Source organism: Streptomyces sp. WMMB303, from assembly GCF_029351045.1.
Lineage (GTDB): Bacteria > Actinomycetota > Actinomycetes > Streptomycetales > Streptomycetaceae > Streptomyces.
Map to the genome: position 1 here is coordinate 6,332,368 of NZ_JARKIN010000001.1, position 26,366 is coordinate 6,358,733.

Genomic DNA, 26,366 nt, shown 5'->3' on the forward strand with positions numbered 1-26,366 from the left:
AAGGTCGCGCAATCGACACATCTCGCCGCTTACCACAGCACAGCGGCGCCGGACCAGCCTACGCCAGGGGTGCTCAGCGGATTCTCCGGAGTGTCCCCGCCGCGTATCCGCTGGTCTCCTCGTGCGACTCGTAGCGCAACCGGTCGTCCCCCCGCAGCCGGAATTCCTCGGCGGAGCCGCCCGCCGCACACAGCTTCGAGCCGGGCTCCGTGCCCGAGGCGTCGACCACCAGCCGGTCGTCGGTGGCCGACACCAGCTTCCAGCGCCCCGCGCACTCCGTGCCCGCCAGCTTCGAACTGCCGGTGGCGACGGTGTCGCCCGGGTCGCCCTCCTTCACCGTCACCGTCAAGGTGCCCAGCGGAACGCCCTTCCGGGAAGTGAGGTCGCCCCGCCAGGTGCCGACGAAATCCTCCGGCACCCCGGAGCCGTCACCGTCCGAGCCGCCTCCGGATCCTCCCCCGTCCGGCGGCTCCTTCGTCGCCTTGTCGGGCGGCCCCTTCGTCGCCGTCGGAGGCGGCTCGGCGGTGTTGTCGCGGCCGGAGTCGCCGACACCCGGCAGCAGTCCGGCGACGTAGCCGGTGCCCAGCAGCGCCGCCGCGACCACACAGGCGAGCGTGACCACCAGTGTGCAGCTCACCCGCCGCCGCGGACCGCCCGCCGCCTCCGCCGCGCCCGCCGGCCCGGCCGCTCCCTCTCCGCCCGCCGTACCGGCGGTGCGCTCGGCGTCCGGACCGGTTCCCAGGACGATCCGGGAGCGCCTGCCGGACGCCTCCGGCCCGGAGCCGTCGGCCGGAGGCGGAGCAGGGGCCGCCGCCGGCCCGATGGGTGCCGCCGGACCGGTGACGGGCTTGCCGTAGGAGGGGTCGGGCGGGCCGAAGCCCGGCGGTGCGGCGACGGGCTCGGGTGCGGCGTCGGGCGGCGGCGGGTACGGGACGTGCGGCGTGCGCGGCGTGGACCGGCCTGCGGCGACGTCCGGGCCGTAGGCGGGCGTCGTGAACGGAACCGGGCCCGAGGTCTGCGGTGCCTGCGGCTCCAGCTCCAGCAGTTCGGCGGCCCGCCTGCCCAGCTGCTCCACCAGCGGCGCGGGGAGCCAGCCGCTCCGCATCAGCTCCTCGGCGCCGTCGGCGGAGCCGGCCAGTTCGGCCGCCAGCGCGTCCGGCGCCGGACGCTCGGCGGGGTCCTTGTCCAACGTGCGGGCCGCCGTCCCGCGCAACGCCTCGGGGAGGCCGTCCAGCCGGGCCTCGCCGTGTACGACGTGGTAGAGTAGCGCGGCCGAGGTGTCCCCGGGGAAGGGGTTCTCGCCCGTCCCCGCGAACACGAGCACCGCGCCGAGTGCGAAGACGTCGGAGGCGGCGGTGGCCCCCCGGCCGAGGATCTGCTCGGGCGCCATGTAGCCGGGCGAACCGACCGAGACGCCGGTCGAGGTGAGCGAGGCGGCACCTTCCACGGCCCGCGCGATACCGAAGTCGATCAGCCGGAGGCCGTCCGGGGTCAGCAGCACGTTGGAGGGCTTCACGTCCCGGTGCACCAGCCCCAGCCCGTGCACATGGGCCAGCGCCTCGGCCAGCCCGGCGCCCAGCGCCCGCACCGTCGCCTCGGGCAGCGGGCCGTGCTCGGCCACGGCCTGCGCCAGTGAGGGGCCCGCCACATAGCCGGTGGCCACCCACGGCACCGGTCCCTCGGTCCCGGCGTCCAGCACGGGTGCCGTCCAGGCGCCGCCGACCCGGTGGGCCCATTCCACCTCGCGCCGGAACCGGCGCCGGAACTCCTCGTCCACCGCGTGGTGCGGGTGCACGACCTTCACGGCCACCGTGCGGCCGGTGCCCGAGCGGGCCAGATACACCCGGCCCATGCCGCCCGCACCCAGTCGGCGCAGCAGTCGGTACTCGCCGAGCTGCCGCGGGTCCTCCGGCTCCAGCGGCTGCATGCACGCCCCCCTTGTCGCTGCCTCCGCCCCATCCCCCGGGCGTCCGCGCGCCTCGGCGCGGGATGTCCGCGGACAGCACCAGCCTATGCGCAGCGACCGGCCGCGCGGCCGTTCCCGGCACAGTTGGCGGGCGAGTGGGCAGGGCTCAGGGGCGCAGCATCTCCACCCGGACATCGGGCGGGAATCCGGTGGTCGCACCGGTGCGGCGGGCGAACTCGGCGACGCCTTCGAGCTGGCGCTCGCCGAACCGGAAGTCGAGCGTGGTGAAGTACCGCTCCAGCGTGGCCGGCTCGAAGATCTCGTAGCGCGCCGCGTGCTCGGCGACCTGGTCGACCTGCTCCATGGCCAGGTCGCGGGAGGCCAGGAAGGCCCGGTGCGTCTCGCGCACGGTCTCCGGGGCCCGCTCCAGGAAGTCGCGGCGCACGGCCCAGACCGCGAAGACGAACGGCAGCCCCGTCCACTCCTTCCACAGCCGCCCCAGATCGTGCACCTGGAGGTCCTGCTCGGGCAGCTGCCGCAGATACGCACGCAGTCCCACGTCGCCGATGACGACGGCGGCGTCCGCCTCCTTCATCATCCGCTCCAGGTCGGGCGGGCACGTGTAGTACTCGGGCCGCACGCCGTAGCGCTCGGCGAGCAGCAGCTGGGCGAGCCGTACGGAGGTGCGCGACGTGGAGCCGAGCGCGACCCGGGCGCCGTCAAGACGGTCGAGCGGGACGCGCGAGACGATCTCGCAGGACATCACGTCGCCGTCGCAGCCGACGGCGATGTCCGGGAGCGCGACGAGGTCGTCGGCGTTGCGGAGGAACTCCACGAGGGTGACGGGACCCATGTCGAGCCGGCCGTCGATGATCATCTCGCTGAGCTTCTCGGGGGTGTCCCGGGTGAGATCCAGGTCCAGCAGCGTGTGGGTGTGGACCAGGCCCCAGTACAGCGGAAGACAATTGAGGAACTGGATGTGCGCGACGCGGGGGCGGGTGCGCACATGCCTCGGTTTCGCAGTCACTCTCCGGAGAGTACGCCCCGGCCCGCACCCCTTCGCGCGGGGTCCCGCGGCGGGGCCGGGCGGATTCCTCCGCCGGGCTGTACGGGGTTTTCCCGCTGGCGCGACGCATGATCGGCAGCCCTTCCACCCCGCGCCCCACCGTGCTAGGCTCAGAGCCAAGTTGCAGTTTGGTTTCCCTTGCAGTACAGAGCCTGCGGAGCATGTGACCGCGGGCTCTCGTCGTTTTCAGGCTTCTTTGTGGGTTCTGGGAGCAGGGACACCCTTATAGGCCCAAGGAGGGCTTATGGCTACCGGAACCGTTAAGTGGTTCAACGCCGAAAAGGGCTTCGGTTTCATCGCCCAGGACGGCGGCGGTCCCGATGTCTTCGTCCACTACTCCGCGATCAACGCATCCGGTTTCCGCTCTCTTGAGGAGAACCAGATGGTGACCTTCGATGTCACGCAGGGCCCCAAGGGCCCGCAGGCGGAGAACGTCACCGCGCAGTAGTCCCTGACTCTGCAGTATCCAAGGAGCCCCCGCCCACGGCGGGGGCTCCTGCCTTTTCCGGTGCCTTTCCGACCGGAGGCCGGCCGGTTACCCGGCCGGCCTCCGGTATCGGCACCCGGGGGGCCGCACCTCCCCCCGCGGGATGCGGCACACCCGGGGAGTCAGCAGCCCTGTTCGTACTCCGCTATCGCGGCGACCTTCGCCGCCGAGGCCGACCCCTCGTCGAAGTGCTGGTCCAGCCATTCGTCGGCCAGGGTGCGGGCCAGCTCCAGGCCGATGACCCGCTGGCCGAAGCAGAGCACCTGCGCATTGTTGCTCAGGACGGAGCGCTGCACGGAGTAGCTGTCGTGCGCGGTGACGGCCCGGATGCCGGGCACCTTGTTGGCGCTGATGGCGACGCCCAGCCCGGTGCCGCAGACCAGCAGCGCCCGGTCGGCCTCGCCCTCGGCGACCCGGCGGGCCGCCTCCACGGCGACGTGCGGATAGGCCCGGCCGCGGTCCCCGCCGTCGCCGCCGACCCCGACATCGGTGACCTCGGCCACCCGGGCGTCGCCCAGCAGGTCCTTCTTGAGGGCTTCCTTGTAGTCGAGACCCGCGTCGTCGCAGCCCACGACGACACGGAGAGGCCGGGGCGCTGCGGGGGTGCTGCTCATGGTGGTTCCTCCTGACGGAAGTGGGCGGTTCCGCGGGTGCGGTGGCCCTCAGCGGGCGGACTCCGCGTCGGGTTCCGCGGCGGGTCCGGCGGTGGCGGCGACCGCGCCCAGGACCAGCGCCAGCGAGGTGGCGCCGGGGTCCGGGGTGCCGATGCTGCGCTCGGCCAGCGGCCGGGCCCGGCCCAGCTTCGGGCGCAGCTCGGCGGTGGCCTCGGCGGCGGTGCGGGCGCTCTCCGCGGCGGCGGTGAGGGCCTCGGCGGGGGAGCCGCCCCTCGTCAGCCGCTTCTCGAAGGCCGTCACGAACGGGTCGAGCGCGTCGACCAGTGTCTTGTCGCCGAGTTCGGCCTTGCCGAGCGAGGTGACGGCCGACAGCGCGGCGCGCGCGCCCGCCGCCAGCTCCGCGGCCTCGGGGGCGCGGTCGGCGGGCAGCACGGAGCCGAACGCGCGCAGGCCCGCGCCCCACAGCGCGCCGGAGGTGCCGCCCGCGTCCGCGGCCCAGGCGTCCCCGGCGGCGCCGAGCAGCGCGGCCGGTGCCGCGTTCGCTTCCCGCGCCTGCTCGGCGGCGGCGAGCGCGGCGTCCACGCCCTTGCACATGCCGCGCCCGTGGTCGCCGTCCCCGGCGACGGCGTCGAGCCGGCCGAGGGTCTCCTCCTCGTCGTGCAGCAGGGTGCGGGCCACCCGGAGGGCCCGCACCGCGGCCTCCGCCGCGGCGGCCGCCTCCCCGGTCGCGGTGGCGGGCTCGTGGTGCGCGCGGGCGGCCGGGGCCCGGCGCGGGGCCGCCGCCTCGCCGGCCCGGGACGGGACCGCCGCGTCGAGCCGGCCACGGCGGTAGGCGGGGGTGTCGGCGGGGGCGAGCCACAGCCGCTCCAGCTCGTCGTCCAGCCAGGTGAGGGTCAGTGAGCAGCCCGCCATGTCCAGCGAGGTGACCAGCTCGCCCACTTCGGCGCGCACCGGCTCCAGTCCCGCCTCGGCCAGCAGTCCGGCCACCGACGCCCACAGGACGTACAGCTCCTCGTACTTGGTGGCGCCCAGGCCGTTGAGCAGGACCGCCACCCGGTTGCTGCCGGCCGCGGCGGCGGGCCGCTCGGCCAGCAGCCCCTCCACCAGGGTGCGGGCCAGGTCGGCGGCGGTCGTCAGTTCGCTCTCGCGCACTCCGGGCTCGCCGTGGATGCCCAGGCCGAGGCCCAGCCGGCCGTCGGGGACGGTGAACAGCGGCTCGCGCTGCCCCGGCAGCGTGCAGCCGGCGAAGGCGACGCCGAGCGAGCGGGTGCGGTCGTTGGTGCGCTCCGCGACCCGCACCACCTCCTCCAGACTCGCGCCCTCCTCGGCCGCCGCCGAGGCCGTCTTGTAGACGGTGAACCCGCCGGCGATGCCGCGGCGTCGCTCCGGCTCGGCGGCGGGGGCGCTGGCGACGTCGTCGGTGACGGCGAAGCAGCGGGCCGGTATGCCCTCGCCGGTCAGCCGCTCGGCCGCCTGGCCGAAGTTCATGACGTCGCCCGCGTAGTTGCCGAACATGAACAGCACGCCCGCGCCGGTCTCGGCCTCCGCCGCGACGGAGTACGCCTGCGCGGCGGACGGCGAGGTGAAGACGTTGCCGATCACCGATCCGTCGGCGAACCCCGGGCCGACCACGCCGCAGAAGGCCGGGTAGTGGCCGGAGCCGCCGCCGGTCAGCACCGCGACCTTGGCGGTGCCGGGGCGGTGCGCCCGCACCACGCCGCCGGGCACCGCGCGGACGTGGTCGGGGTGGGCCGCGGTGAAGCCGTGGACCATGTCCTCGGCGAAGCGGGCCGGGTCGTTGAATACGCGTGTCATGGGGACTCCAGCGGGTTGGGGTGGCCCCGCGGCGGCTCGGGCGGCGGGGCGCCGTGGGGCGCGGGCCGCGGGCCGGGCCGACGGGGCCGGGCTCACCAGGACCGGCGGGCGGTTTCCAGGGTGTCGAGGTAGCGGCGGTAGCCGTCCTCGTAGAAGGCGACGGCCTCCGCGTCGGCCCGGGCGACCCGGGCACCGTCCCCGCCCGGCCCCGGGGCGTCCGCGCCGAGGGCGCGCCAGGCCACCCGCGCGGTGCCGCGGATGCCCACGGCGTCCTCGCGTACGTGCACGTCCCGGCCGAGGACGCCGGCGAAGATGCGTCCCCATTCGCCGGAGCGGGCGCCGCCGCCGCAGGCGGTGATCGCGCCGTCCACACCGAGGGTCTCCAGGCAGTGCCGGGCCGAGTAGGCCACGGCCTCGCACAGCGCCCGCACCAGGTCGGCGCGGCTGGTCAGCGGGGAGAGCCCGTCGAGCCGGCCGCGGGCGCGGGCGTCCACGAAGGGGGCCCGCTCGCCGCTGGTGGACAGGAACGGCAGCGCCGTGACTCCGGCCGCGCCGTAGGGGGACCGGGCGAGCAGCGCGTCGAGTTCCTCGATCCGCACCCCGAGCATGCCCAGCAGCCAGTCCAGCCCGGCAGTGCCGATCATGGCGGGCATGACCCGCAGATAGCGGTCCTCGTACGGGGTGGCCAGCACCATGCCCGCGGCCTCGTCCGCCGCGCCGGGCGCCGGGTCGGAGCTGAGGACCTGGCAGGCGAGGGTGGTCCCGACGATGAGGTTGCCCTCGCCGACCTGTTCCAGGCCGGAGCCGAATCCACAGGCGGGGATGTCGAAGGGACCGGCGCTGACGGGGAGTCCGGAGGGCAGTCCGAGTTCCGCGGCGACCTTGGGCAGCAGCCCGAACAGCGCACCGGGCGGTGCCGGTTCGGCGAGCAGCCCACGCCAGCGGCTCAGCCCGCACAGTTCCAGTGCCTCGTCGTCGTAGGTGCGGCGGGCCGCGTCCAGGAACGGGACCGAGGCGTCGGACGCGTCGACGGTGCGGGCGCCGGTGAAGCGCTGCGCGATGGCGTCGACGCAGTACCCGGCCACGTCGGCCGCGGCCAGCCGTTCGGGCTCGTGCTCGGCCAGATGCGCGAGGAGCGGGCCGGCGGCGCCGGGGAACATCCCGGCCCCGGTGCGCCGGTGGACCGCGCGCGCCGTGCCGTCGGCCGCCCAGGCGTCCAGCACGGGGGCGGCGCGGCCGTCCATCCAGGACAGCGCGCGGCCCACGGGGCGGCCGTCGGCGTCCCGCAGCCACAGCCCGTCCCCCTGGCCGGTCAGCGCGAGGGCTTCGACGGGCTCGGGGGAGAACTGTGCGGCGTCGGCCACGGCCTCCCGTACGACGGTGACAACCGTGCCGATGACCTCGTCCATGTCCTGCTCGACGCGGTTGCCCGGCAGCGTGTACAGCGTGCTGCGGGCCTCGTGCGCCGGCCCGGTGCGCCCGTCGCGGGCGATCAGCTGCGCCTTGGTGACCGAGGTCCCGACGTCGACCCCGACGATCATGACCGCGGTCCTCGCCCTGCGGCCCCGGTGGTCTCGAACACCTCCGGGTTCACGACGAACTCGGGGCGCTCCCCGCGCAGGTACGCCGCCGCCTGGGCCGCGGTGACGGCTGCGGCGCGGTCGGCGGTCTGCCGGGTGGCGCCCGCCAGGTGCGGGGTGGTGATGACGTTCGGCGCGCGGTGCAGCGGCCAGTCGGCGGGCGGCGGCTCGACGTCGTACACGTCCAGCGCCAGCGCGCCCAGCCGGCCGGACTCCAGCAGCGCGGGCAGCGGCGCGTAGTCCATGAGTTCGCCGCGCGCCGAGTTGACCAGGACGGCGCCCTCGGGCAGCAGCTTGAGGTTGTCGGCGTTGAGCAGGTGCCGGGTCTCGGGGGTGACCCGGGCGTGCAGGCTGACCACGGAGCTGCGGCGCAGCAGCTCCTCCAGCGCCACCAGTTCGACGCCGTCCGCCTGCGCCTTGGTCGGATCGGCGTAGGGGTCGGCGACCAGCACCGTGGAGCCGAAGGCGCGCAGCACGCGGGCGACGATCGCGCCGATGGCGCCGTAGCCGACGAGTCCGACGGTGGTGCCGTCCAGCTCGAGGCCCGCGTTCTCGACGGCGTAGTAGTCGCCGCGCCAGGTGCCCTTCTTCAGCTCCGCGTCGGAGGCGGGGATGCGGCGCAGCGCGGCGAGCATCAGCCCGAGCGCGAACTCGGCGGCGGCCGCGGCGTTGCGGCCGGGCGCGAAGGTGACCGGGATGCCCGCCCGGGTGGCCGCCGGCACGTCGACGTTGACCGGGCCGCCGCGGGCCACCGAGATCAGCTCCAGGTTCGGCGCCTCGCGGATCACCCGGTCGGTGAAGGGCGCCATCTGGACGAGTGCGACCTGTGCGTCGCCGAGCGCTTCGAGCAGCTCGTCCTCGGTGCCGCTGGCCTCCTTGACGTTGCCGACCGGGCCGAAGGGGGTGTGCGGCCACGGGGTGGTCTGGGTGCGGAACTCCAGCCGGACGCCGGGGGCCGTCTCCCGCAGGGCTGTCTCCAGCGCGTCGACGAAGAGCCCGGGGGCGATGAAGTGGTCGCCGGAGGCCAGCACGCGGGTCGGCTCGGCTGTCGGGTCCGTCATGCCGGGTCTCCTTCCTGGAGCGGGGAGCCCTCCGGGAGCCGGGAGAGCAGGTAGCGGCGTACGTCGTCGTGGTCGGCCGCGGCGTGGGCGGCCCCGGCCAGGGCGTCCTCGGCCGGCGGATAGCCGGGGTTGGGGATGGCGACGACCGTCATGCCGGCCGCGGCGGCGGCCCGCAGTCCGTTGCTGGAGTCCTCGACCGCCAGGCAGTCCGCCGCGGGGACGCCGAGCTTGTCGGCGGCCGCGAGGTAGACGTCCGGGCTGGGCTTGCCGCGCGGGACCTCGGCGCTGGAGACGGTGGCCTTGAAGTGGTGGTCGACTCCATGGTGCGCGAGGACGGCGTCGATCACGCGGCGCGGCGCGGACGAGGCGAGTGCGATCGGGCCGCGCGCCGCGGTGTCGGCGATCATCGCGCGGGCGCCGGTCAGCAGCTCGATCTCGCCGTCCTCGAGCGCCTTGATCATGCCGTCCACGACGGTGCGCTCGGTGTCGGGGACGCTGTCGCCCGCACCGGCGAACTCGGTGAGGAAGGCGGCCCACTCCGGGGCGCTCATCCCCTGGCAGCTCTTGGTCTGCTCGGGGCCCCACTGCTTGCCGCGCTCGGCGGCGAACGCGGTCCACAGCCGCTCCCAGAGATGCTCGCTCTCGACGAGCACTCCGTCCATGTCAAACACCACTGCATCGGCCACGGCCGGAACTCCTCACCTTCGGCTCCCTGAAAATTAACACTGCTTCTGTTATCTGTCACTCGTACATTGATACGGGCATCGGGGGCAATGTGAGGCTGCCGACGGACAGCGGACCGGAACGCACCGCACGGGGTGCAGGATGGTCCCCATGACCGCCCACTCAGCGGCGCGCGCGGCGCGCCAGAAGCGTCAGCAGCAGATCGTCGACCACGTGCTGGCCGAGGGCGACGCCTCGGTGGCGGAGCTGACGGAACTGACCGGCGTCAGCGTGATGACCGTGCACCGGGACATCGCCGAACTGGCCGACCGCGGCATCCTGCGCAAGTACCACGGCGGGGTCTCCGCGCAGCCCTCCACCGTCTTCGAGTCCAGCTCGGACTTCCGGCTGCACGCGCACACGGGCGAGAAGGAGGCGCTGGCCAGGACCGCACTGGAGTTCGTGGCACCGGGGATGTCGCTGATGCTGGACGACTCGACCACCGCGCTCGCCTTCGCGAAGCTGCTGCCGCAGGTGGGGCCGCTGACCGTGGTGACGAACTACCGGCTGATCACCGAGGAGCTGCGGCACGTGGAGGACGTGCGGCTGATCGCGATCGGCGGCGAGTACTCGCGCACCCACGACTCCTGGATCGGGCTCTCCGCGCTGGAGATGATCAAGAGCTTCTCGGTGGACCTGACCGTCGTCTCCACCTCGGCGATCACCGGCACCATGACCTATCACCAGGAACAGGAGATCGTCGCGCTCAAGCGCGCGATGCGGGAGTCCGGCTCGGTGAGCATGCTGCTGATGGACCACAGCAAGGTCGGCCGCAGCGCCCTGCACCGACTGGACCCCGTGCAGGCGTTCGACCACGTGGTGCTGTCCCGGCCGGTGGAGGACGACCTGGTGGCGGAGCTGCGCAAGCTGACGGACGTGCGGGTGGTGCCGGCCTGACGGGCGCGGCGGCCGGCCGACGGACGGGCGGTGCACCCAGGCCCCGGGGCGGCACGGCTACCGAGCCGCACCGTACTGTTACGCAGTAACGAACTTGACCGTTACTTTTAACATAGCTCTTGATATTTCTCGGAGCCGGGCTGAGGATCTGCGGTGCACCAACCGGATACCTCAGAGCGGAGGCCCCCGATGACGGATCCAGCGACGCGAGCTGCCGAGAGAGGGCTACTCGATCGCATAGGGCTGCCGAAACCCCTGGTCCTCGGCTATGTCGGCGTACTGCTGTTCATGATCGGCGACGGTGTCGAGAGCGGCTTCATCGCGCCCTACATGGCCGACCACGGCGCGGGCACCGACGTGAAGGCGGGCTACGTCATCACCGCCTACGGCGTCGCCGTGATGCTGGCCTCCTGGTTCTCCGGCGCGCTCTCCCAGGTGTGGGGCCCGCGCAAGGTGATGTGGGTGGGCCTGGCCATCTGGGCCGTCTTCGACGCGCTCTACCTGCTCTTCGCGCTCGGCACCGAGAACTACCCGATGATGCTGATCCTCTACGGCATCCGCGGCTTCGGCTATCCGCTCTTCGCCTTCGGGTTCCTGGTCTGGATCACCGGCAGCGCCCCCAAGGCCCGGCTGGGCACCGCCGTTGGCTGGTTCTACTTCGCCTTCACCGGCGGCCTGCCCACCCTCGGCTCCCTCTGGTCCAGCTTCACCATCCCCGCCATCGGCGAGCTGGGCACCCTGTGGACCGCGCTCGGCCTCATCCTGGTCGGCGGCGCGATCGCACTGGTCGGCGCCAAGCGGCGGGAGGGCGGCGACCGGCTGGCCGAACCCGGCGTCACCACGGGCGAGTCCCTGTTCAACAGCGTCTCGATCATCTGGACCCACCCGCGCGTGCTGGTCGGCTGCCTGGTGCGGATCATCAACACCGCACCCGAGTTCGGCATGCTCGTCTACCTGCCGCGGATCTTCTCCGACGACGTCGGCTTCGGCACCGACAAGTGGCTCCAACTGCTGGCGATCATCTACGGCACCAACATCTTCTTCAACCTGATCTTCGGGGCCGTCTCGGACAGGATCGGCTGGCGCACCACCATCGCCACCTTCGGCGCCCTGGGCTGCGCGATCAGCGTGACGGTGCTGTACTTCGTGCCGACCTGGCTCGGCCCCGACTACTACTGGGTCGCCGTGCTCGCCGGGATGCTCTACGGCGCCACACTGGCGGGCTTCGTCCCCATCTCGGCGCTGATCCCCAACATGGCCCCCGACAACAAGGGCGGGGCCATGGCGCTCCTCAACCTCGGCGCGGGCGGCGCCGCCTTCGTGGGCCCGGCCGTCGCCTCGCTGTTCCTGCCGCTCGTCGGCGCCGGGGGCGTGACGATCGTCTTCCTCGTCCTCTACCTGGTCGCCATGGTGCTGACCTTCTTCCTGAAGATGCCGGAGGAGCAGAGCGGTCCCGGCACCCCGGCCCCCGCCGCGGCTCCGGACAAGAGCTCGGCCCCCACCCCCGCCTAGGGTCCGCCGCCCGGACGGCAGACCCCGGATCCTCCGCTGCGGCCGCCGCCGCTGCCCCTCCCCGACGAGGGCCAGCGGCGGCGGCCGGCCGCGTTCAGTCCCCGGCGAGCCGGTACCGGAAAGCCACCTCCACCGCCTGCTCACCCTCGCGGACCTCGTAGTCGCCGGTGCCGGCCAGCCCGGTCAGCGCCTCGGTGCCCGAGCCCGGAACCACCTCGAAGGTGCAGCGGATGACACCCTCCGAGTCGAAGGTGCCGCGCTGCTGGATCGCGAAGGCACCCTCCCGCCCGTCGAGCGAGCCGGTCAGCAACTCCGTACCGCAGAAGGAGCCGCCGCCCCCGGCGGTGTAGGTGAGCACGTACTGGCACGTGGTGCCCACCGCCTCGATGCCCCCGCTCCAGTCGTTGACGACGGCGGCGTGCGCGAGCCGGGGGCTGCGGTCGGCGTCGGTGACGTCCTTCTCGTCCCAGGAGGAACCGGTGAAGACGGCGGTGGTGGTGCGCTCGGCCATGAGAGGGCCTTTCGGTAGACGGTGCTCGGTGTCCGGCCATCCTGGCGGCCGTACCTGACACCTCGTGTCAGGTACGGGAATCGGCGGCGGGAGAATATGCCGCATGCGCGCCGACCGGCTCCTCTCGCTGCTCCTCCTGCTGCAGAACCGCGGCCGGATGACGGCACCCGAACTCGCCACCGAGCTGGACGTCTCCGTCCGCACCGTCTACCGGGACATCGAGGCACTCAGCGGCGCGGGCGTACCCGTGCACGCCGACCGCGGCCCGGCGGGCGGCTTCCGCCTCATGGCCGGGTACCGCACCCGGCTCACCGGACTGACCGGCTCCGAGGCGGGGTCCCTCTTCCTGTCCGGACTGCCGGGCCCGGTGAGGGAACTGGGACTCGGCGCCGTGCTGGCGACCGCGCAGCTCAAAGTGCGCGCCGCGCTCCCCGCACCGCTCGCCGAGCACAGCCGGCTGGTCCAGGACCGGTTCCACCTGGACGCCCCGGCCTGGTTCCGGGACCCGGACCCGGTGCCGCTCCTGCCGACCGTCGCCCGCGCGGTGTGGGAGCAGCGGGTGCTGCGGGTGCGCTACCGGCGCTGGCGCGGCGAGGCACGGCGAGCGCTGCGCCCGCTGGGCATCGTCCTCAAGGGCGGCATCTGGTACGCGGTGGCGGTGACCGCTGAACCGGACCAGGAGCACGGGGAAGAGGCGACCGCGGCCAGGGAGTCGACCACGGGGGCGCACCCCGCGGGCAACGGAAGCCCGGCCCCGGGGACCGCGGACGGCGGCACCGCGGACGGGGAGGGCGGCGACCCCGGCGCGGGGGGCGTACGCACCTACCGGATCTCCCGACTGGTGGAGGCCGCCCTGGACGACGAGGTCTTCGAGCGGCCCGCCGGCTTCGACCTGGCCGCCTCCTGGGAGGCGTCGACGCGGCGGCTCGAGGCGCTGCTCCGCAGCGAAACCGTCCGGGTCCGGCTCTCCCCCGCCGGTCTGCGGCTGCTCCCCGCGAAGTTCGGCGCACCCGGTGAGCGTGCACTGGAGCAGGCGGGACCGCCCGACGCGGAGGGGTGGACCGAGGTCGAGCTGGCCGTGGAGTCGCAGCCGGTCGCCGTCTCCGATCTGCTCGGCCTGGGTGCCGAGGCGGAGGTGGTGGGGCCGCCCGCGCTGCGCGCCGCCATGGTCGAGGCTGTCCGGGCGCTCTCGGCCCGCTACCCGTCCGGGGCCTGACGGCCGGTCGGGCTCCGCCGAGCCGCTCAGCCCTGCCCGGCCATCAACCGCACCAGCGCGATCAGCGCGGCGCGGTGCGCGGCGCCGGGGCCGGTGTCTCGGACCGCCCACCGCGACGCTGCCGCTCCCGGTACGGACGCTGGTCCTCACGCTGATCGTCGTACCGGTAGGCCGCCTACGCACTGATACCGGCACTGCTCAGGGTGAACGCGCGGCTGGGCGGCGCCGCGACCCCCTCGACCGCATCGCGGCGATGACTGTTGCGCCTACTGACTGAGGCACCAGTCAGTAGGCGCAACACCTGCGTTTATCTGGACGACATTGGATAAAAAGCACACCGCTCATTGCGGTTATCTCAACACTCTCGTACGGTGGCCCGCATGCCGAACACAGCGGGCGACCGGATCCAGGACGGCGCGGGCGAGATCGCCGAGCGCGTCCGCGAGGTCGTCGAAGCCACCGGATGCAGCCAGCGGGAGTTCGCCCGGCGCATCGTGATGGACCCCTCGAAACTCTCCCGCTCGCTCGGCGGCTCGCGTCGCTTCACCGTGGCCGAACTGGCCCGGATCGCCGACGCCGGCCGGGTCGACGCCGGGTGGCTGCTGGGCTCCGGCAGCACCGCGCCCGGCGCGGCCGACGCGCCACAGACCCCGAGCGCCGCACCGGCGGCGGGTGGCGGGACCCGGACCGTCGCGCCACCCGCCGCCGGACGTCCGCTGCAGATCGTGCGCGAGACGGTGCGGCTGATCGCCGAACACGGCTTCCACGCCGTACGCGTGGCCGACATCGCCGCCGCCTGTGACACCAGCACCGCCGCGATCCACTACCACTTCCCCGGCCGCGCCGAACTGCTGGAGGCGGCCGTGCGCTGGTGCATGGACGAGGACACCGCCAGCCGCGCGGCCCGGATCTCCGAGACCGGGGCCACCGAGGACGCCGCTGCCGAACTGGCCGAACTCCTCGCCCTACAGACCCCGCGGACCGAACAGCAGCGGCGGCAGTGGCTGGTGTGGCTCGACCTGTGGGCCGAGGCGGCGCGCTCGACCGCGATCGGACGGCTGCACGTCGAGTACTACCGGCAGTGGCGCACCACCGTCGCCGACGTCGTACGGCGCGGCATCGCCCAGGGCGTCTTCCGTCCCGTCGACCCCGAGTTCAGCGCGCTGCGGCTCACCGCCCTCGTCGACGGACTGGCCTCGCAGGTGCTGGCCGGCGCCGCCGGCACCGAGGACGGGACCGGCCCCGACGACATGCACGCGGCGCTGCTCGCGCACGTGCGCACGGAACTGCTCGCCCAGGCCGCCGACTGACGACGCCCGGCGCCCGGCTGCCCACCGCCCACCGACCGCCCACCGCCGACCGCCCACCGACGACCGACCACTCCGCCCTTCCCACCCGGAGGTATCACCATGTCCATCACCGAGAACGTCATCATCACCGCCGCCCTCACCGGCGCCGGTGACACCGTCGGGCGCAGCCCGCACGTGCCCGTCACCCCCGAGCAGATAGCCGCCTCGGCGGTCGAGGCCGCCGAGGCGGGCGCCGCCGTCGTGCACATCCACGTCCGCGACCCGGAGACCGGTGCACCCTCGCGGGACCGGAAGCTGTACCGCGAGGTCCTGGAGCGGATCAAGGAGACCGGTACCGACGTCGTCATCAACCTGACCGCCGGGATGGGCGGCGACCTGGTGCTCGACGCCGACCAGCCGCTGGAGAAGGGCGCGCTGGACGGTACGGACCTGGTGGGCGGCCTGGACCGGCTGCCGCACGTGGAGGACCTGCTGCCGGACATCTGCACCCTGGACTGCGGGTCGCTCAACTTCGGCGACCAGCTCTACATCTCCACCACGGAGATGCTGCGCAAGGGCGCGCGCCGGATCCAGGAGCTGGGGGTCAAGCCGGAGCTGGAGATCTTCGACACCGGGCAGCTCTGGTTCGCCAAGCAGCTGCTGGAGGAGGGGCTGCTGGACCAGCCGACCCTCTTCCAGCTGTGCATGGGCATCCCGTGGGGCGCACCGGCCGACCCGGGCGTGCTGCAGTCGATGGTCAACTTCCTGCCACCGAACGCGCAGTGGGCCTCGTTCGCGCTCGGCCGGATGCAGATGCCGTGGGTCGCGCAGTCGATCCTGCTCGGCGGGAACGTGCGGGTCGGTCTGGAGGACAACCTCTACCTCAGCCGCGGGGTCAAGGCCACCAACGGGCAGCTCGTGGAGCGTGCCGTGCAGATCACCGAGTCGCTCGGCGCCACGGTCGCCTCCCCCGACGAGGCCCGGGCCCGGCTGGGCCTCAAGCCCCGCACCGCCTGAGCGGTCGCCCCGCCCCTCCGGCATCCGCAGGCGCCGCCCGCCCCTCCCGCACCGGCGGGCCCTCCCCGGCGGCGAGCCCCGCCGGCCCCGCAGCCACACCGTCTCCCCACACCAAGGAGCACCCTGATGAACACCCCTCCGACCGACGTGTCCCGAGTGACGTGCGTCGGCGCCGGCGTCATAGGCGGCGGCTGGGTCGCGCACTTCCTCGCGCGCGGCTATGACGTGACCGCCTGGGACCCGGCGCCCGACGCGCCCGAGAAGCTGCGCCGCCTGGTGGACGCCGCCTGGCCCGCGCTCACCCGGATGGGGCTCGCCGAGGGCGCCTCCCCGGAGCGGCTCCGGTTCGCCGCAACCCTCGAGGAAGCCTGCGCCGAGGCACAGTTCGTGCAGGAGAGCGCGCCGGAGAAGCTGGAGCTCAAGCGCGGGCTGCTGGCCGAGCTGGACGCGGCGACGCCCGAGGGCGTCATCATCGCCTCCTCCACCTCCGGCTACCCGATGACCGACATGCAGACCGAGGCGGCACACCCGGAGCGGCTGCTGGTGGGCCACCCGTTCAACCCGCCGTATCTGATCCCGCTGGTCGAGGTGGTCGGCGGCGAGCGCACCGACCGGTCGGCCGTCGAATGGGCGTCGCGGTTCTACGAGGCGGCCGGCAAGTCGGTGATCACGATGGAGCGGGAACTGCCCGGCTTCATCGCCAACCGGCTGCAGGAGGCGCTGTGGCGGGAGGCGCTGCACATGGTCGCCAACGGCGAGGCGACGGTGCAGGAGATCGACGACTCGATCACCGAGGGCCCCGGACTGCGCTGGGCGTTCATGGGGCCCTGCCTGACGTTCGCGCTGGCGGGCGGCGAAGGGGGCATGGGCCATATGCTCGACCACTTCGGGCCGTCCCTGAAGTCGCCGTGGACCCGGCTGGAGGCGCCCGAGCTGGATGCGGCGCTGCGGGACGCGATGGTGGCGGGATGCGAGGAGGCCGCCGCCGGGCGGAGCATCGCCGACCTGGTCGCCGAGCGGGACCGAGGCGTCATCGACGTACTGCGGGCCACCGGCCGGCTCCCCGGCGAGGCGTCCGCATGACCCGGCTCCCGCTCTTCGAGCAGACCGTGCGTCCCGAGTGGATCGACTACAACGGCCATCTGAGCGAGGCGTTCTACGTCCTGGTCTTCGGCCACGCCACCGACGCGATGATGGACGAGGTCGGTCTGGGGCCGGCCTATCGCGAGGACACCGGCTGCTCCCTCTACACCGTCGAGGCGCATGTCCGGTACCTGGACGAGGTCGCGGAAGGGGCCCCGCTGACGGTGCGTACCCGCGTCCTCGGTGCCGCCGGGAAGAAGCTGCGCTTCGCGCACGAGATGTTCGTCGGACAACGCCCGGTCGCCACGACCGAGCTGTTCGCGCTGCATGTCGGCGCCGAGGGCAGCACGCCCTTCCCCGAAGCGGTCCGCGCGCGGCTGGAGGCGCTCCTCGAGGAGCCCCCGGAGTGGGCGGGGCGGGCCGTCGCCCCGGTCGGCCACTCCGGGTGATGTTGACGATCCACGGCGCGAATCCCACAATGAGCGGCATGGTCGCGCACTCCACCTCCCCGCTCGGACGCCACGGCGTCCCGTGGCGGCGCGGGTGCGAGCGATCCGGTCTCTAGGTGTGATCCCGGCTCCCGGAGGGAGCGACGGCGGCCGCGCGCCCGCGCGGCCGGGTACGACGGCCGCGTGCGGACGCGGCCGGTACGTCCACCACGCGTTCGACCGGATCCGCTGGAGGATCGATCATGAGTATCACCACCCCCGACCAGACTCCCGAGCAGGCTCCGGAGCAGACCGCACCCCTGCGTGACGCCCGCGTCCCCGAAGGGGGCCTCTACGAAGGTGTGCGCATTCTGCGGCCCTTCGCCGAGGACTGGGAGGAGCGGCCCTACGAGCTGATCGAGGTCGTGCCGCAGACCCGCGTCATCGGCGCGGAGATCCGCGGTGCCGACCTGTCCCGTCCGCTGAGCCCCGCGCTGCGCGCGGAGCTGAACCGGGCGCTGCTGGAGTGGAAGGTCCTCTTCTTCCGCGGCGCGGGCCTCACCCCCGAGCAGCAGGCCGACTTCGCCCGGAACTGGGGCGACCTGGAGACCAATCCGCTGCTGGCCCGCGGGTCCAGCGACGAGATCGTCCGGTTCGACAAGGGGGCGGCGGCGCGGCCCACGTACGAGAACGTGTGGCACACCGACGTCACCTTCCGGGAGCGCCCGGCCCTGGGCGCGGTGCTCCAGCTGCGCGAGGTGCCGCCGCTGGGCGGGCACACCATGTGGGCGGACATGGCCGCGGCCTACGACAACCTGCCCACCCGGATCCGGGAGCGGATCGACGGGGCCACCGCGGTGCACGACTTCATCCCCGGGTTCGCGCGGTTCACCTCGGCGGAGCGGCTGGCCGAGCTCCAGGAGGAGTTCCCGCCGGTCGAGCACCCGGTGGTGCGCACCCACCCGGAGACCGGCCGCCGGATGCTGTTCGTGAACACCTCGTTCACCACCCACATCGTGGGGATGGAGCGCGAGGAGAGCGACCGGCTGCTGGCCGAACTGGTCCGGCAGGCGCACGTTCCGGAGTACCAGGTGCGCTTCGCCTGGCAGCCCGGTGACATCGCGTTCTGGGACAACCGGGCGACCCAGCACTACGCCCTGTTCGACTACGCGCCGCACCGCCGGGTCGCCGAGCGGGTGGCGATCGTCGGCGACCGGCCGTTCTGAGCCACCCCCCACAGCCGCTTCGCCCGCCTCTCTTCCCCCGGAGAGGCGGGCGAAGCCCTCTCCGGGCGCCGGCCGTGGAGCGGCCGGGCACCGGACGGGACGGTCAGCCGTCGGCGGGGACGCGCACCTCGTCCCGGATGTCGTTCACGCGGTCCGCCCACGCCTCCAGGTCCACCTTCTTCGGGTCGACTCCGTAGGTGTCGGCGGCGTCCTTGGCGACGTAGGCGGCGGTGCCCGGGTCGCTCCAGGCGCAGACGGGGATCGTCAGCTTCCGGCCGGCCTGCGACTTGACCAGTACCTCGCAGGTCAGCGGGTCGCCACCGGTGGGTGTGATGTCGCGGCGCTTGACGGCCACCGACATCGCCGAGCCCGACTCCATGCCGTCCATCATCTGGTTCTTGGACATCTCGGGGTTGCCGTAGTCCTCACCGGTGGCCGCTCCGTACAGCAGCCGGGAGCTGCCCGAGGGGTTGGCGTAGGAGCCTAGGTGGGCCTCCTCGCCCGGCTGTCCGGGGTCGACCGAGTCGCTGAGGTCCTTCTTGAGCCGGTACTGGCCGTCATCCAGCGTCTTGGGGAACTTCAGCTCGTAGGTGGTCTCCGACGGGCTCGGTGTCGGCTCCGGGGAGGACGAGTCGTCGGTGGGCTCCTCGGAGGCCGAGTCGGACTTCTCGGGCTTCACCTTGTCGTCGGCCGCGTCGTCCTTGTCGTCGGAACCGCCCGAGAGCACCAGCAGCGTGCCGGCGACGGCCAGCGCGACCACCAGCACCGCCGCCACGACGATGCCGACGACCTTGTTGCTGCGGTTGCTGCGGTTCGGCGGGGGCGGCTGCGGGCTTCCGTAGGGTGCGGGGAAGCCGGGCTGGCCGCCGGGCTGCCCGAAGCCGCCCGGAGCCCCGGGGCCGCCGGGGTTGCCGGGGTTGCCGGGGGGCTGGCCGAAACCGCCGCCCTGCGGCTGCCCGTAGCCGCCGCCTTGCGGCTGACCGTAGGCATTGCCCTGGGGCTGCCCTTGGCCACCGCCCTGCGGCTGCCCGTAGGCACCGCCCTGCGGCTGACCGTAGGCATTGCCCTGGGGCTGCCCTTGGCCGCCGCTCTGCGGCTGTGCAGGACCGCCGTCCTGGGGTTGTCCGTAGCCTCCCGCGGACGGGGGGCCGAAGCCACCGCCGCCCTGCGGCTGGTTCGGCGGCTGCGGGGGTGTCGTCATCCCGTGTCCCTCCCTGCGAGGGAGGCGTACCCCGTCCCCCGACCGTGCTCGTGCCCGACGCTCGGTTCACGGTACCGCCGTATTGGCCAAAGCATTACTTCGGGGATACCGGTTCAGCGCGGGTACAGCGTGTCGATCTCGGTGGCGAAGTCCCGCACGATCGCCGCCCGCCGCAGCTTCATGGACGGGGTCAGATGCCCTTCCTCCTCGGTGAAGTCGTGCGGCAGCACGACGAACCTGCGGATCGACTCGGCCCGTGAGACCAGCGAGTTGGCCTCGTCCACGGCCTGCTGGAGATTGCGCAGCAGGTCCCCGTCCACCGCCAGCTCGGCCATGCTCAGCCGCTCCTTGCGGTGCATCCGGCACCAGTGTGCGAGCCCGTCCGGCTCCAGCGTCACCAGCGCCGTCACATACGGCCGGTTGTCGCCGATCACCAGGCACTGGCTGATCAGCGGATGCGCGCGCAGCCAGTCCTCCAGCGGAGCCGGGGCCAGATTCTTGCCCGCCGAAGTGATGATGAGGTCCTTCTTGCGCCCGGTGATGCTCAGATACCCCTCCGAGTCGAGCGCGCCCAGGTCGCCGGTGGGCAGCCACCCCTCCGCGTCCCGGTGCGGGAGCACGCTCCCGGTACGGGCTTCCCAGTAGCCGCCGAACACATGGTCGCCCTTGATCAGCACCTCGCCGTCGTCCGCGATCCGCAGCGCGGTGCCCGGCAGCGGCCAGCCCACCGTGCCCAGCCGGGGTTTGAGCGGCGGTGTGGCGGTCGTCGCCGCGGCCGTCTCCGTCAGCCCGTATCCCTCGTAGACGGTGACGCCCGCGCCCTCGAAGAACGCCGCGAGCCGGTGTCCGAGCGGGGAGCCGCCGCAGATGACGTACCGGCACCGGCCGCCCAGCGCCGACCGGATCCGGCGGTAGATCAGCGTGTCGTACAGTCCGCGCGCGGCCCGCAGCCCGAACCCGGGGCCGCCGCCGAAGCCGTGCTCCTGCGCCTCGACGGCCTCCCCGTACCGCTGCGCGATCCGCGCCCCGCGGTCGAACGAGGAGGCCCGGCCCATCCGCTCCGCGGTCGCCCGGCCGGTGTTGTAGATCTTCTCCAGCACGTACGGGATGCCCAGCAGGAACGTCGGCGCGAAGCTCGCCAGATCCGGGAGCAGATCCTCTGTCTTCAGACTCGGCGCGTGCCCGAGCCGCACGCGCGCCCGCAGGCAGCCGATGGCCACCATCCTGCCGAACACGTGCGACAGCGGCAGGAACAGCAGCGTCGAGGCCGGTTCGGACTGCTCACCGCGGAAGACCGGGTACAGCAGCTCGACCGCGTTGTCGACCTCGGCGAAGAAATTCCCGTGCGTGAGCACGCAGCCCTTGGGCGGGCCCGTCGTACCCGAGGTGTAGATGAACGTCGCGATGCTCTGCGGACCCAACTGCGCCCGCCGCTGGGCGACCAGCTCGTCCGGCAGCTCCCGGCCCGCGTCCACCACATGGCCCACGGCGCCGGAACTGAACTGCCACAGATGCTCCAGGCCCGGCAGGTTGCCGCGCTCGGCGCTGAGCATCCGGGTCTGCTCGACGTCCTCCACGAAGCAGGCCCGCGCCTGCGAGTCCTGCAGGATGTGCCGCGCCTGGAGCGCCGAGGAAGTGGGGTAGACCGGCACCGTGACCAGGCCCGCCGCCCAGGCGGCGAAGTCCGTGAGGGTCCACTCGTAGGTGGTGCGGGCCATGATGGCCAGCCGGTCGCCCGGCCGCAGGCCCAGCGCGATCAGGCCCTTGGCCATCGCCAGTACCTCGGCGGCGAGTTCGCGGGCCGTCATGTCCTGCCAGGTGCCGTCCCGGGCCTTGCGGCTGAGCACGGGCTCCTCGGGGGCCTCGGCGGCGTTGGTGAAGGGGATGTCGGCCAGCGAGCCGGCGGTCACCCGCGGCGCCAGCGGCGGAACGGAGACCTCGCGGACCCTGCCGTCCTCCACCTTCTTGTACGGCTCGACCAGTTGCACCGGTTGCATGGTGACGGCTCCTTCCTCGCATGTGCGGAGAGCTCCGTCCTCGCCCAGCGCCTGACGCGGCAGTAACCTTACCGAGGAGTAAATCTACGGGAGCGGGAGGAGTTCAGGGAATGCCCGCGCGCCACCTTCATCGGACACACACAGGACCGGCCCTCGTCCTCGCCGAGGGTGCCGCCCGGCCGTCCGGCACGCTCGTCCCCCCGGACGACGACGGAAGGGCATCCCGAGGTAGCTGTGCGCGCCCGCAGCATGCTCGACCCGTAGGCACAGAAACGCCCCCCGCTCCGGCACTGCGCCGGGGCGGGGGGCTTCTGTTGTTGCCCCTACCGGTCGAGCCGGCGGTCAGCGACGCCCGCCACGAAGGTGGCCCACTGCTCCACACCGAAGGTGAGAACCGGTCCGCCGGTGCACTTACTGTCACGAGCGGCTACGCCATCGGCGGTGGGCGCCAGCTCAACGCATGCGCTTTGCCCGTTGCTGTAACTGGACTTGCGCCAGGCCAAAGTGTCAGTGGTGTTCATATTGCTCCGCAACCTCCATCAAGAGGCGCCGTGTTGCCTCTTCGGTGAGTGAACGTTTCCAGATGTCGTCGAACGCCGTGTCGTAGCGAGCGACCTCGTCGGGCTTGTCGAGATACAGGTCTCCTGTGAAGCCGTCCGCGTAGACAGTCGGCGGCTCTGTGTCGGTGCCGTCGCCTGTCTGAGGGAACCGCAAAATCCCGAACTGCCCTGACATGACGCCACGGTGCAGACCCGCACTGAACGGGACTACCCGGAGTGTGACAGTCGGCAGTTCGGAGGCGTGCAACAGGTGGCGGAGCTGCTCCGCCATTTGGTGATGCCCGCCTACGGGGCGCCGTACTACTGCCTCGTTGAGAACGATGCGCAGTGTCGGGGCTGCCGAGCGACGTGTCAGCAAGGCCTGCCGCGCGATCCGCAGGTTCACACGGCGGGTGATCTCCTCCTCGTCATCGTCGGGGTTGTCCGTGCTGATGATCATGCGAGCGTAGTCGTCGGTCTGCAGGAGTCCGGGTACGAGTTCGCTCTCATACCAGTCGATGCGGGCGGCGGCTTCCTCCAGACCGATGAAGATGTCGAAGCGCTCCGGGATCACGTCGCCGTAGCTGTGCCACCACCCGCGCGCCTTGGTCTCTTTCGCGAGCCCCATGAGCGCTTTGGTGATGTCGGGCGAGGCGCCGTACACCTTGCACATCGTCTCCGCGTCGTGGCTGCGGAGTGACGTCTGACCGGTCTCGATCCGCCACATCTTCGCTTCGGACCACTCCAGCTCATGTGCGGCGGCGCGCACGGTGAACCTCGCTTGGTTCCTCAGATCGCGGAGGTACCGCCCCAGTTGCCGCCGCGGCACCGTGCTGCCTGTTGACCTCTCCGGCATCCCGCACCCTCCCTGAGCTCATTATGAAGGACTTCCGACACCACAAATGAAAGCGTCAACGCGCTCCATTCGCAATGCATGTCACCTATTTAGGGTCGGTTTCTGAATTTCCGCAGTGAAGTCTTGCAGATTCACAGTTCAGGGACCCACCCTTGTGGCTCGGCCGCAGCAACTTCGCGCCGCACAGGCGCTTTTGGGCTGCGGCTACGTGCGGCATCGGTCCTCCGGCTGCCCGCGAGACCTCGCAACGAACCTGCGGAGAGGTATCTCCATGAGCTACCGCATCGGCGTTTACGTCATCGACCGGCGTACGAATTCGCTTGGCCGCGTCATGGGGCAGGACGGGCCCCACCTCTTACTGCGGCCCCCGCGCGGCGGCACCGAATGGAACTGCCCGCCCGCTGCGGCACGGCTCGCCACCCAGGCCGAGTGCCACGACGCAGGTATCACCGCCAACGGCACCCCGCGCGCACCCCGCCATGGCACCCGCTCGTGAGGCGCGGCACGCGCACCGTCCAGCCCGGACGGTGCGCCTACTGCGAGACCGACCGGGACGAAACCGTGCAGGTCGCCGTCATCGAATGCGGCTCCGGCCCCCCCCCTCACGGCCTGCGCATGTGTCTCGCGCACGCAAGTCAGTACGCCGTCACCCGTCAGGCTCCGCCGCACCTCGCCGACGAGTTGGCGCACCTCTGGCGCAGACGGGAGGAGCAGGCCGAATGATCCGCAGAACGCGGCACCTCGTGATGACCACCTGCGGAATCGCCGGGCCGTTCCTACTGCTCGCGATCGGCTTCGGCACCGGCTTCACCATCGCCGCCGCCCTCAGCAGCACCTCATGACTCCCGCCCGCGCCGGACAGACGCCCACCGCGGCACACCCCGGCACCGGCGGGCCGCTCCCGGCCGACGGCTGTTCCTGACGTACACCGCCGTCGGCCGGGAGCACACAGCGCACCACCCATGGCGACCGACGGATCAGGGTCGCACCCGCACATCCCGACGAGGAGGAGCACACATGCCCGCAGCACTTCCCGGCCTCGAATCCGTCGAGCTGGAGATCACCGGCACCTGCAACGCCGCGTGCCTGCACTGCTGTACTGGCAGCAGTCCCCAGACCCCGCAGGGCATCATGAGCCGCGAGGACTGGCAGCGCACCATCTCGGACGTGGCCGAGTTGGGTATCCCGATGGTGCAGTTCATCGGGGGCGAACCGACGCTCGCGCCATACCTGCCGCAGTTCATCGGCCAGGCTCTCGACGCCGGGCTCGGTGTCGAGGTGTACTCGAACCTCACGCACGTCCGCCCCTCCCTGTGGCGGCAGTTCGAGCGCGAAGGGGTGTGTCTGGCCACGTCCTACTACACCGATGACAGCGCCGAGCACGACAGGATCACGCAGACCCGCGGCGGTCTCGACCGCGTCCGCGCCAACATCGGCGAGGCCGTACAGCGGGGTATCCCGATGCGCGCCGGCATCGTCGAGGTCATCGACGGGCAGCGCGTCCACCAGGCCGCCGCCGAACTGCGTCGCATGGGCATCCAGCGCATTCGGATCGACCGGGCTCGGAAGGTGGGCCGCGCCGCTGAGCACGCCGCGACCGAGCCGACCGCCGACGAGCTGTGCGGACGATGCTTCCGCCAGCGCGTCAGCGTCTCCCCCGACGGCGCGGTATCCGGCTGCATCCTGTCCCGCTTCATGGTCGCCGGCAACGTCCGCGAGCAGCGGCTCGCCGACATCCTGCACAGCGACCGATGGGCACAGGACGGATTCAACTGATCGTCGCAACACCTTGATCGGAAGGTGGAGCGATGGGTGCTGTGGAACGGCACAAGCAGGTTCGTGCGTACCGGGGGTTGATGCCGTCGCCGGGCAGGCCGTCGGTGGCCTGGCGTGAGGACAGGGTCAGGTTCTGGACGGAGATTGCTCGGGGTGCCAAGACCGAGGTTGCGTGCAGTGCTGCGGGGGTGTCCGGGCCGGTGGGGTTCCGCTGGTTCCGGCACGCTGGCGGCGTGAATCCGTGTCTTCCTGATGAAGTGTCCGGGCGCTACCTGTCGTTTCGAGAACGGGAGGACATCGCTGTCTGGCATGCCCAGGGCGCCGGCGTCCGCGAGACCGCCCGCAGGCTCGGACGGGCGCCGTCGACTGTCTCCCGTGAGCTACGGCGCAATGCCTCCACTCGGACCTACACGCTGGACTACCGGGCCTCGACCGCGCAGTGGCACGCTGAACGCCGGGCCCGGCGCCCGAAGACAGCCAAGCTCGTGGACAATCCAAGACTGCGAGTCTATGTCCAGGCCCGTCTGTCAGGGGACGTCACCGACGCCGGAGGCAACCGTGTCGGCCCCGAGGGCCCGGCCTGGAAGGGGCGCAACAAACCGCACCGCGGGGACAGAGGCTGGGTGACAGCATGGAGCCCGGAGCAGATAGCGCGACGCCTACCCATCGAGTTCCCCAACGACGAGGACATGCGCATCAGCCACGAGGCGATCTACCAGGCGCTCTACGTCGAGGGACGTGGCGCGCTGAAACGCGAGCTGGTGGCCTGTCTGCGCACCGGACGGGCGCTGCGTGTTCCCCGGGCTCGCGGCCGGCAGAAGGCGTGGGCCCACGTCACCGACAAGGTCCTCCTCAGCGAGCGTCCCGCCGAGGCCGAGGACCGCGCCGTTCCCGGGCACTGGGAGGGCGACCTCATCATCGGGCTGAAACGCTCGGCAATCGGAACCCTCGTCGAGCGCACCACCAGGTTCACCATGCTGGTCCACCTGCCGCGCGAGGAGGGCTACGGCGTGATCCCGCGCACGAAGAACGGCCCTGCCCTGGCCGGATACGGCGCCATCACGATGAAGGATGCCTTGGCCAGGACGATGACCACGCTGCCTGAGCAGCTCCTGCGGTCCCTCACCTGGGACCGCGGAAAGGAGTTGTCCGCGCACGCCGCCTTCACGGTCGAGACCGGCATCCCTGTCTACTTCGCCGACCCACACAGCCCCTGGCAACGCGGGACCAACGAGAACACCAACGGCCTGCTGCGTCAGTACTTCCCCAAGGGCACCGACTTGTCCCGCTGGAACAGCGAAGAACTCCAGGCCGTCGCGGCCGTCTTCAACAACCGACCCCGGAAGACCCTCGGGTGGCGAACCCCGGCTGAAGTGTTTACCAAGCAGCTACGATCGCTCCCACCAGTCAACGTTGCGACGACCGATTGAATCCGTCCAGTTGACCGCCGCAGTCCCCCTGCCTCAGCCGACGGGCGGATGCCCGCCGGACGATTCCAGCGACTGCGACCCGGCCAACACCGAGGCGTGCCCGCCGGCCTACGGCCTCGCCCCGGCCCCAGTGCTG

General features: G+C 72.3%; 25 protein-coding genes. 13 read left to right on the forward strand and 12 right to left on the reverse strand.

Annotated features, from left to right (window positions below):
- Positions 1–73: 73 nt before the first annotated feature.
- The gene (locus tag P2424_RS27570) at positions 74–1,927 is read right to left on the reverse strand and encodes a serine/threonine-protein kinase (RefSeq protein ID WP_276478378.1); all 1,854 of its coding nucleotides are present in this window, start codon (positions 1,925–1,927) and stop codon (positions 74–76) included.
- 145 nt (positions 1,928–2,072) lie between these two features.
- Positions 2,073–2,933: a menaquinone biosynthesis protein gene (locus P2424_RS27575; protein WP_276478379.1), complete on the reverse strand. Its 861-nt coding sequence runs from the start codon at positions 2,931–2,933 to the stop codon at positions 2,073–2,075.
- A gap of 283 nt (positions 2,934–3,216) precedes the next feature.
- Between P2424_RS27575 and P2424_RS27580 the strand changes: the two genes are divergently transcribed.
- Positions 3,217–3,420 (forward strand): cold-shock protein, encoded by a 204-nt coding sequence (locus P2424_RS27580; protein WP_276478380.1) that lies wholly within the window; start codon positions 3,217–3,219, stop codon positions 3,418–3,420.
- Between the two features lie 161 nt (positions 3,421–3,581).
- On the opposite strand, the gene P2424_RS27585 is transcribed toward P2424_RS27580, so the two are convergent.
- The 5 genes from P2424_RS27585 to P2424_RS27605 all read right to left on the reverse strand — a co-directional run bounded on the left by P2424_RS27585 (position 3,582) and on the right by P2424_RS27605 (position 9,215).
- Entirely contained in the window at positions 3,582–4,073 is a 492-nt protein-coding gene (locus P2424_RS27585; RefSeq protein ID WP_276478381.1) for a ribose-5-phosphate isomerase, read from the reverse strand.
- A gap of 48 nt (positions 4,074–4,121) precedes the next feature.
- Positions 4,122–5,888, reverse strand: a complete 1,767-nt coding sequence (locus P2424_RS27590; RefSeq protein ID WP_276478382.1) for a dihydroxyacetone kinase family protein — start codon at positions 5,886–5,888, stop codon at positions 4,122–4,124.
- A 92-nt stretch (positions 5,889–5,980) separates the two neighbouring features.
- Complete coding sequence (locus P2424_RS27595) at positions 5,981–7,429, reverse strand: FGGY-family carbohydrate kinase (protein ID WP_276478383.1); 1,449 nt, start codon at positions 7,427–7,429, stop codon at positions 5,981–5,983.
- Positions 7,426–8,529, reverse strand: a complete 1,104-nt coding sequence (locus tag P2424_RS27600) for a 2-hydroxyacid dehydrogenase (protein WP_276478384.1) — start codon at positions 8,527–8,529, stop codon at positions 7,426–7,428. Before P2424_RS27600 ends, P2424_RS27595 begins: the two co-directional genes overlap by 4 nt.
- Positions 8,526–9,215 carry an HAD family phosphatase gene (locus tag P2424_RS27605; RefSeq protein ID WP_276478385.1) on the reverse strand — a complete coding sequence of 230 codons (690 nt, stop codon included), beginning with the start codon at positions 9,213–9,215 and terminating at the stop codon, positions 8,526–8,528. The genes P2424_RS27600 and P2424_RS27605 overlap by 4 nt, the downstream gene beginning before the upstream one ends.
- A gap of 148 nt (positions 9,216–9,363) precedes the next feature.
- On the opposite strand from P2424_RS27605, the gene P2424_RS27610 reads away from it, so the two are divergent.
- Both P2424_RS27610 and P2424_RS27615 read left to right on the forward strand, forming a co-directional pair.
- Complete coding sequence (locus P2424_RS27610; protein ID WP_276478386.1) at positions 9,364–10,149, forward strand: DeoR/GlpR family DNA-binding transcription regulator; 786 nt, start codon at positions 9,364–9,366, stop codon at positions 10,147–10,149.
- Between the two features lie 189 nt (positions 10,150–10,338).
- Positions 10,339–11,661: an MFS transporter gene (locus P2424_RS27615; RefSeq protein ID WP_276478387.1), complete on the forward strand. Its 1,323-nt coding sequence runs from the start codon at positions 10,339–10,341 to the stop codon at positions 11,659–11,661.
- Between the two features lie 94 nt (positions 11,662–11,755).
- On the opposite strand, the gene P2424_RS27620 is transcribed toward P2424_RS27615, so the two are convergent.
- On the reverse strand, positions 11,756–12,172 hold the full coding sequence (locus P2424_RS27620; protein WP_276478388.1) for a DUF3224 domain-containing protein: 417 nt from the start codon (positions 12,170–12,172) through the stop codon (positions 11,756–11,758).
- Between the two features lie 103 nt (positions 12,173–12,275).
- Here P2424_RS27620 and P2424_RS27625 point away from each other — a divergent pair, with 103 nt between their 5' ends.
- From P2424_RS27625 to P2424_RS27650, 6 genes are all read left to right on the forward strand, one after another.
- The gene (locus tag P2424_RS27625) at positions 12,276–13,388 is read left to right on the forward strand and encodes a WYL domain-containing protein (protein WP_276478389.1); all 1,113 of its coding nucleotides are present in this window, start codon (positions 12,276–12,278) and stop codon (positions 13,386–13,388) included.
- A gap of 380 nt (positions 13,389–13,768) precedes the next feature.
- On the forward strand, positions 13,769–14,698 hold the full coding sequence (locus P2424_RS27630; protein WP_276478390.1) for a TetR/AcrR family transcriptional regulator: 930 nt from the start codon (positions 13,769–13,771) through the stop codon (positions 14,696–14,698).
- A 99-nt stretch (positions 14,699–14,797) separates the two neighbouring features.
- Complete coding sequence (locus tag P2424_RS27635) at positions 14,798–15,694, forward strand: 3-keto-5-aminohexanoate cleavage protein (protein WP_276478391.1); 897 nt, start codon at positions 14,798–14,800, stop codon at positions 15,692–15,694.
- A 126-nt stretch (positions 15,695–15,820) separates the two neighbouring features.
- Entirely contained in the window at positions 15,821–16,777 is a 957-nt protein-coding gene (locus P2424_RS27640) for a 3-hydroxyacyl-CoA dehydrogenase NAD-binding domain-containing protein (RefSeq protein ID WP_276478392.1), read from the forward strand.
- Positions 16,774–17,226 carry a thioesterase family protein gene (locus P2424_RS27645; RefSeq protein ID WP_276478393.1) on the forward strand — a complete coding sequence of 151 codons (453 nt, stop codon included), beginning with the start codon at positions 16,774–16,776 and terminating at the stop codon, positions 17,224–17,226. Before P2424_RS27640 ends, P2424_RS27645 begins: the two co-directional genes overlap by 4 nt.
- A 242-nt stretch (positions 17,227–17,468) precedes the next feature.
- The gene (locus tag P2424_RS27650; protein WP_276478394.1) at positions 17,469–18,431 is read left to right on the forward strand and encodes a TauD/TfdA family dioxygenase; all 963 of its coding nucleotides are present in this window, start codon (positions 17,469–17,471) and stop codon (positions 18,429–18,431) included.
- A 103-nt stretch (positions 18,432–18,534) separates the two neighbouring features.
- Here P2424_RS27650 and P2424_RS27655 read toward each other — a convergent pair whose 3' ends face one another.
- From P2424_RS27655 to P2424_RS27670, 4 genes are all read right to left on the reverse strand, one after another.
- Complete coding sequence (locus tag P2424_RS27655; protein WP_276478395.1) at positions 18,535–19,632, reverse strand: hypothetical protein; 1,098 nt, start codon at positions 19,630–19,632, stop codon at positions 18,535–18,537.
- A gap of 113 nt (positions 19,633–19,745) precedes the next feature.
- A complete protein-coding gene (locus P2424_RS27660) occupies positions 19,746–21,629 on the reverse strand; it encodes an AMP-dependent synthetase/ligase (protein WP_276478396.1) in 1,884 nt (627 codons plus the stop codon).
- A 323-nt stretch (positions 21,630–21,952) separates the two neighbouring features.
- Positions 21,953–22,150 (reverse strand): DUF397 domain-containing protein, encoded by a 198-nt coding sequence (locus tag P2424_RS27665; RefSeq protein ID WP_078534595.1) that lies wholly within the window; start codon positions 22,148–22,150, stop codon positions 21,953–21,955.
- Entirely contained in the window at positions 22,137–23,024 is an 888-nt protein-coding gene (locus tag P2424_RS27670; protein ID WP_027761118.1) for a helix-turn-helix transcriptional regulator, read from the reverse strand. The genes P2424_RS27665 and P2424_RS27670 overlap by 14 nt, the downstream gene beginning before the upstream one ends.
- A 271-nt stretch (positions 23,025–23,295) precedes the next feature.
- Here P2424_RS27670 and P2424_RS27675 point away from each other — a divergent pair, with 271 nt between their 5' ends.
- The 4 genes from P2424_RS27675 to P2424_RS27690 all read left to right on the forward strand — a co-directional run bounded on the left by P2424_RS27675 (position 23,296) and on the right by P2424_RS27690 (position 26,230).
- Positions 23,296–23,520 (forward strand): hypothetical protein, encoded by a 225-nt coding sequence (locus P2424_RS27675; protein ID WP_276478397.1) that lies wholly within the window; start codon positions 23,296–23,298, stop codon positions 23,518–23,520.
- Positions 23,521–23,743: 223 nt separating this feature from the next.
- Complete coding sequence (locus P2424_RS27680) at positions 23,744–23,866, forward strand: hypothetical protein (protein WP_276478398.1); 123 nt, start codon at positions 23,744–23,746, stop codon at positions 23,864–23,866.
- A 175-nt stretch (positions 23,867–24,041) separates the two neighbouring features.
- Positions 24,042–24,800 carry a radical SAM/SPASM domain-containing protein gene (locus tag P2424_RS27685; RefSeq protein ID WP_276478399.1) on the forward strand — a complete coding sequence of 253 codons (759 nt, stop codon included), beginning with the start codon at positions 24,042–24,044 and terminating at the stop codon, positions 24,798–24,800.
- A gap of 32 nt (positions 24,801–24,832) precedes the next feature.
- Positions 24,833–26,230: an IS30 family transposase gene (locus P2424_RS27690; protein WP_276476414.1), complete on the forward strand. Its 1,398-nt coding sequence runs from the start codon at positions 24,833–24,835 to the stop codon at positions 26,228–26,230.
- Positions 26,231–26,366: the final 136 nt, after the last annotated feature.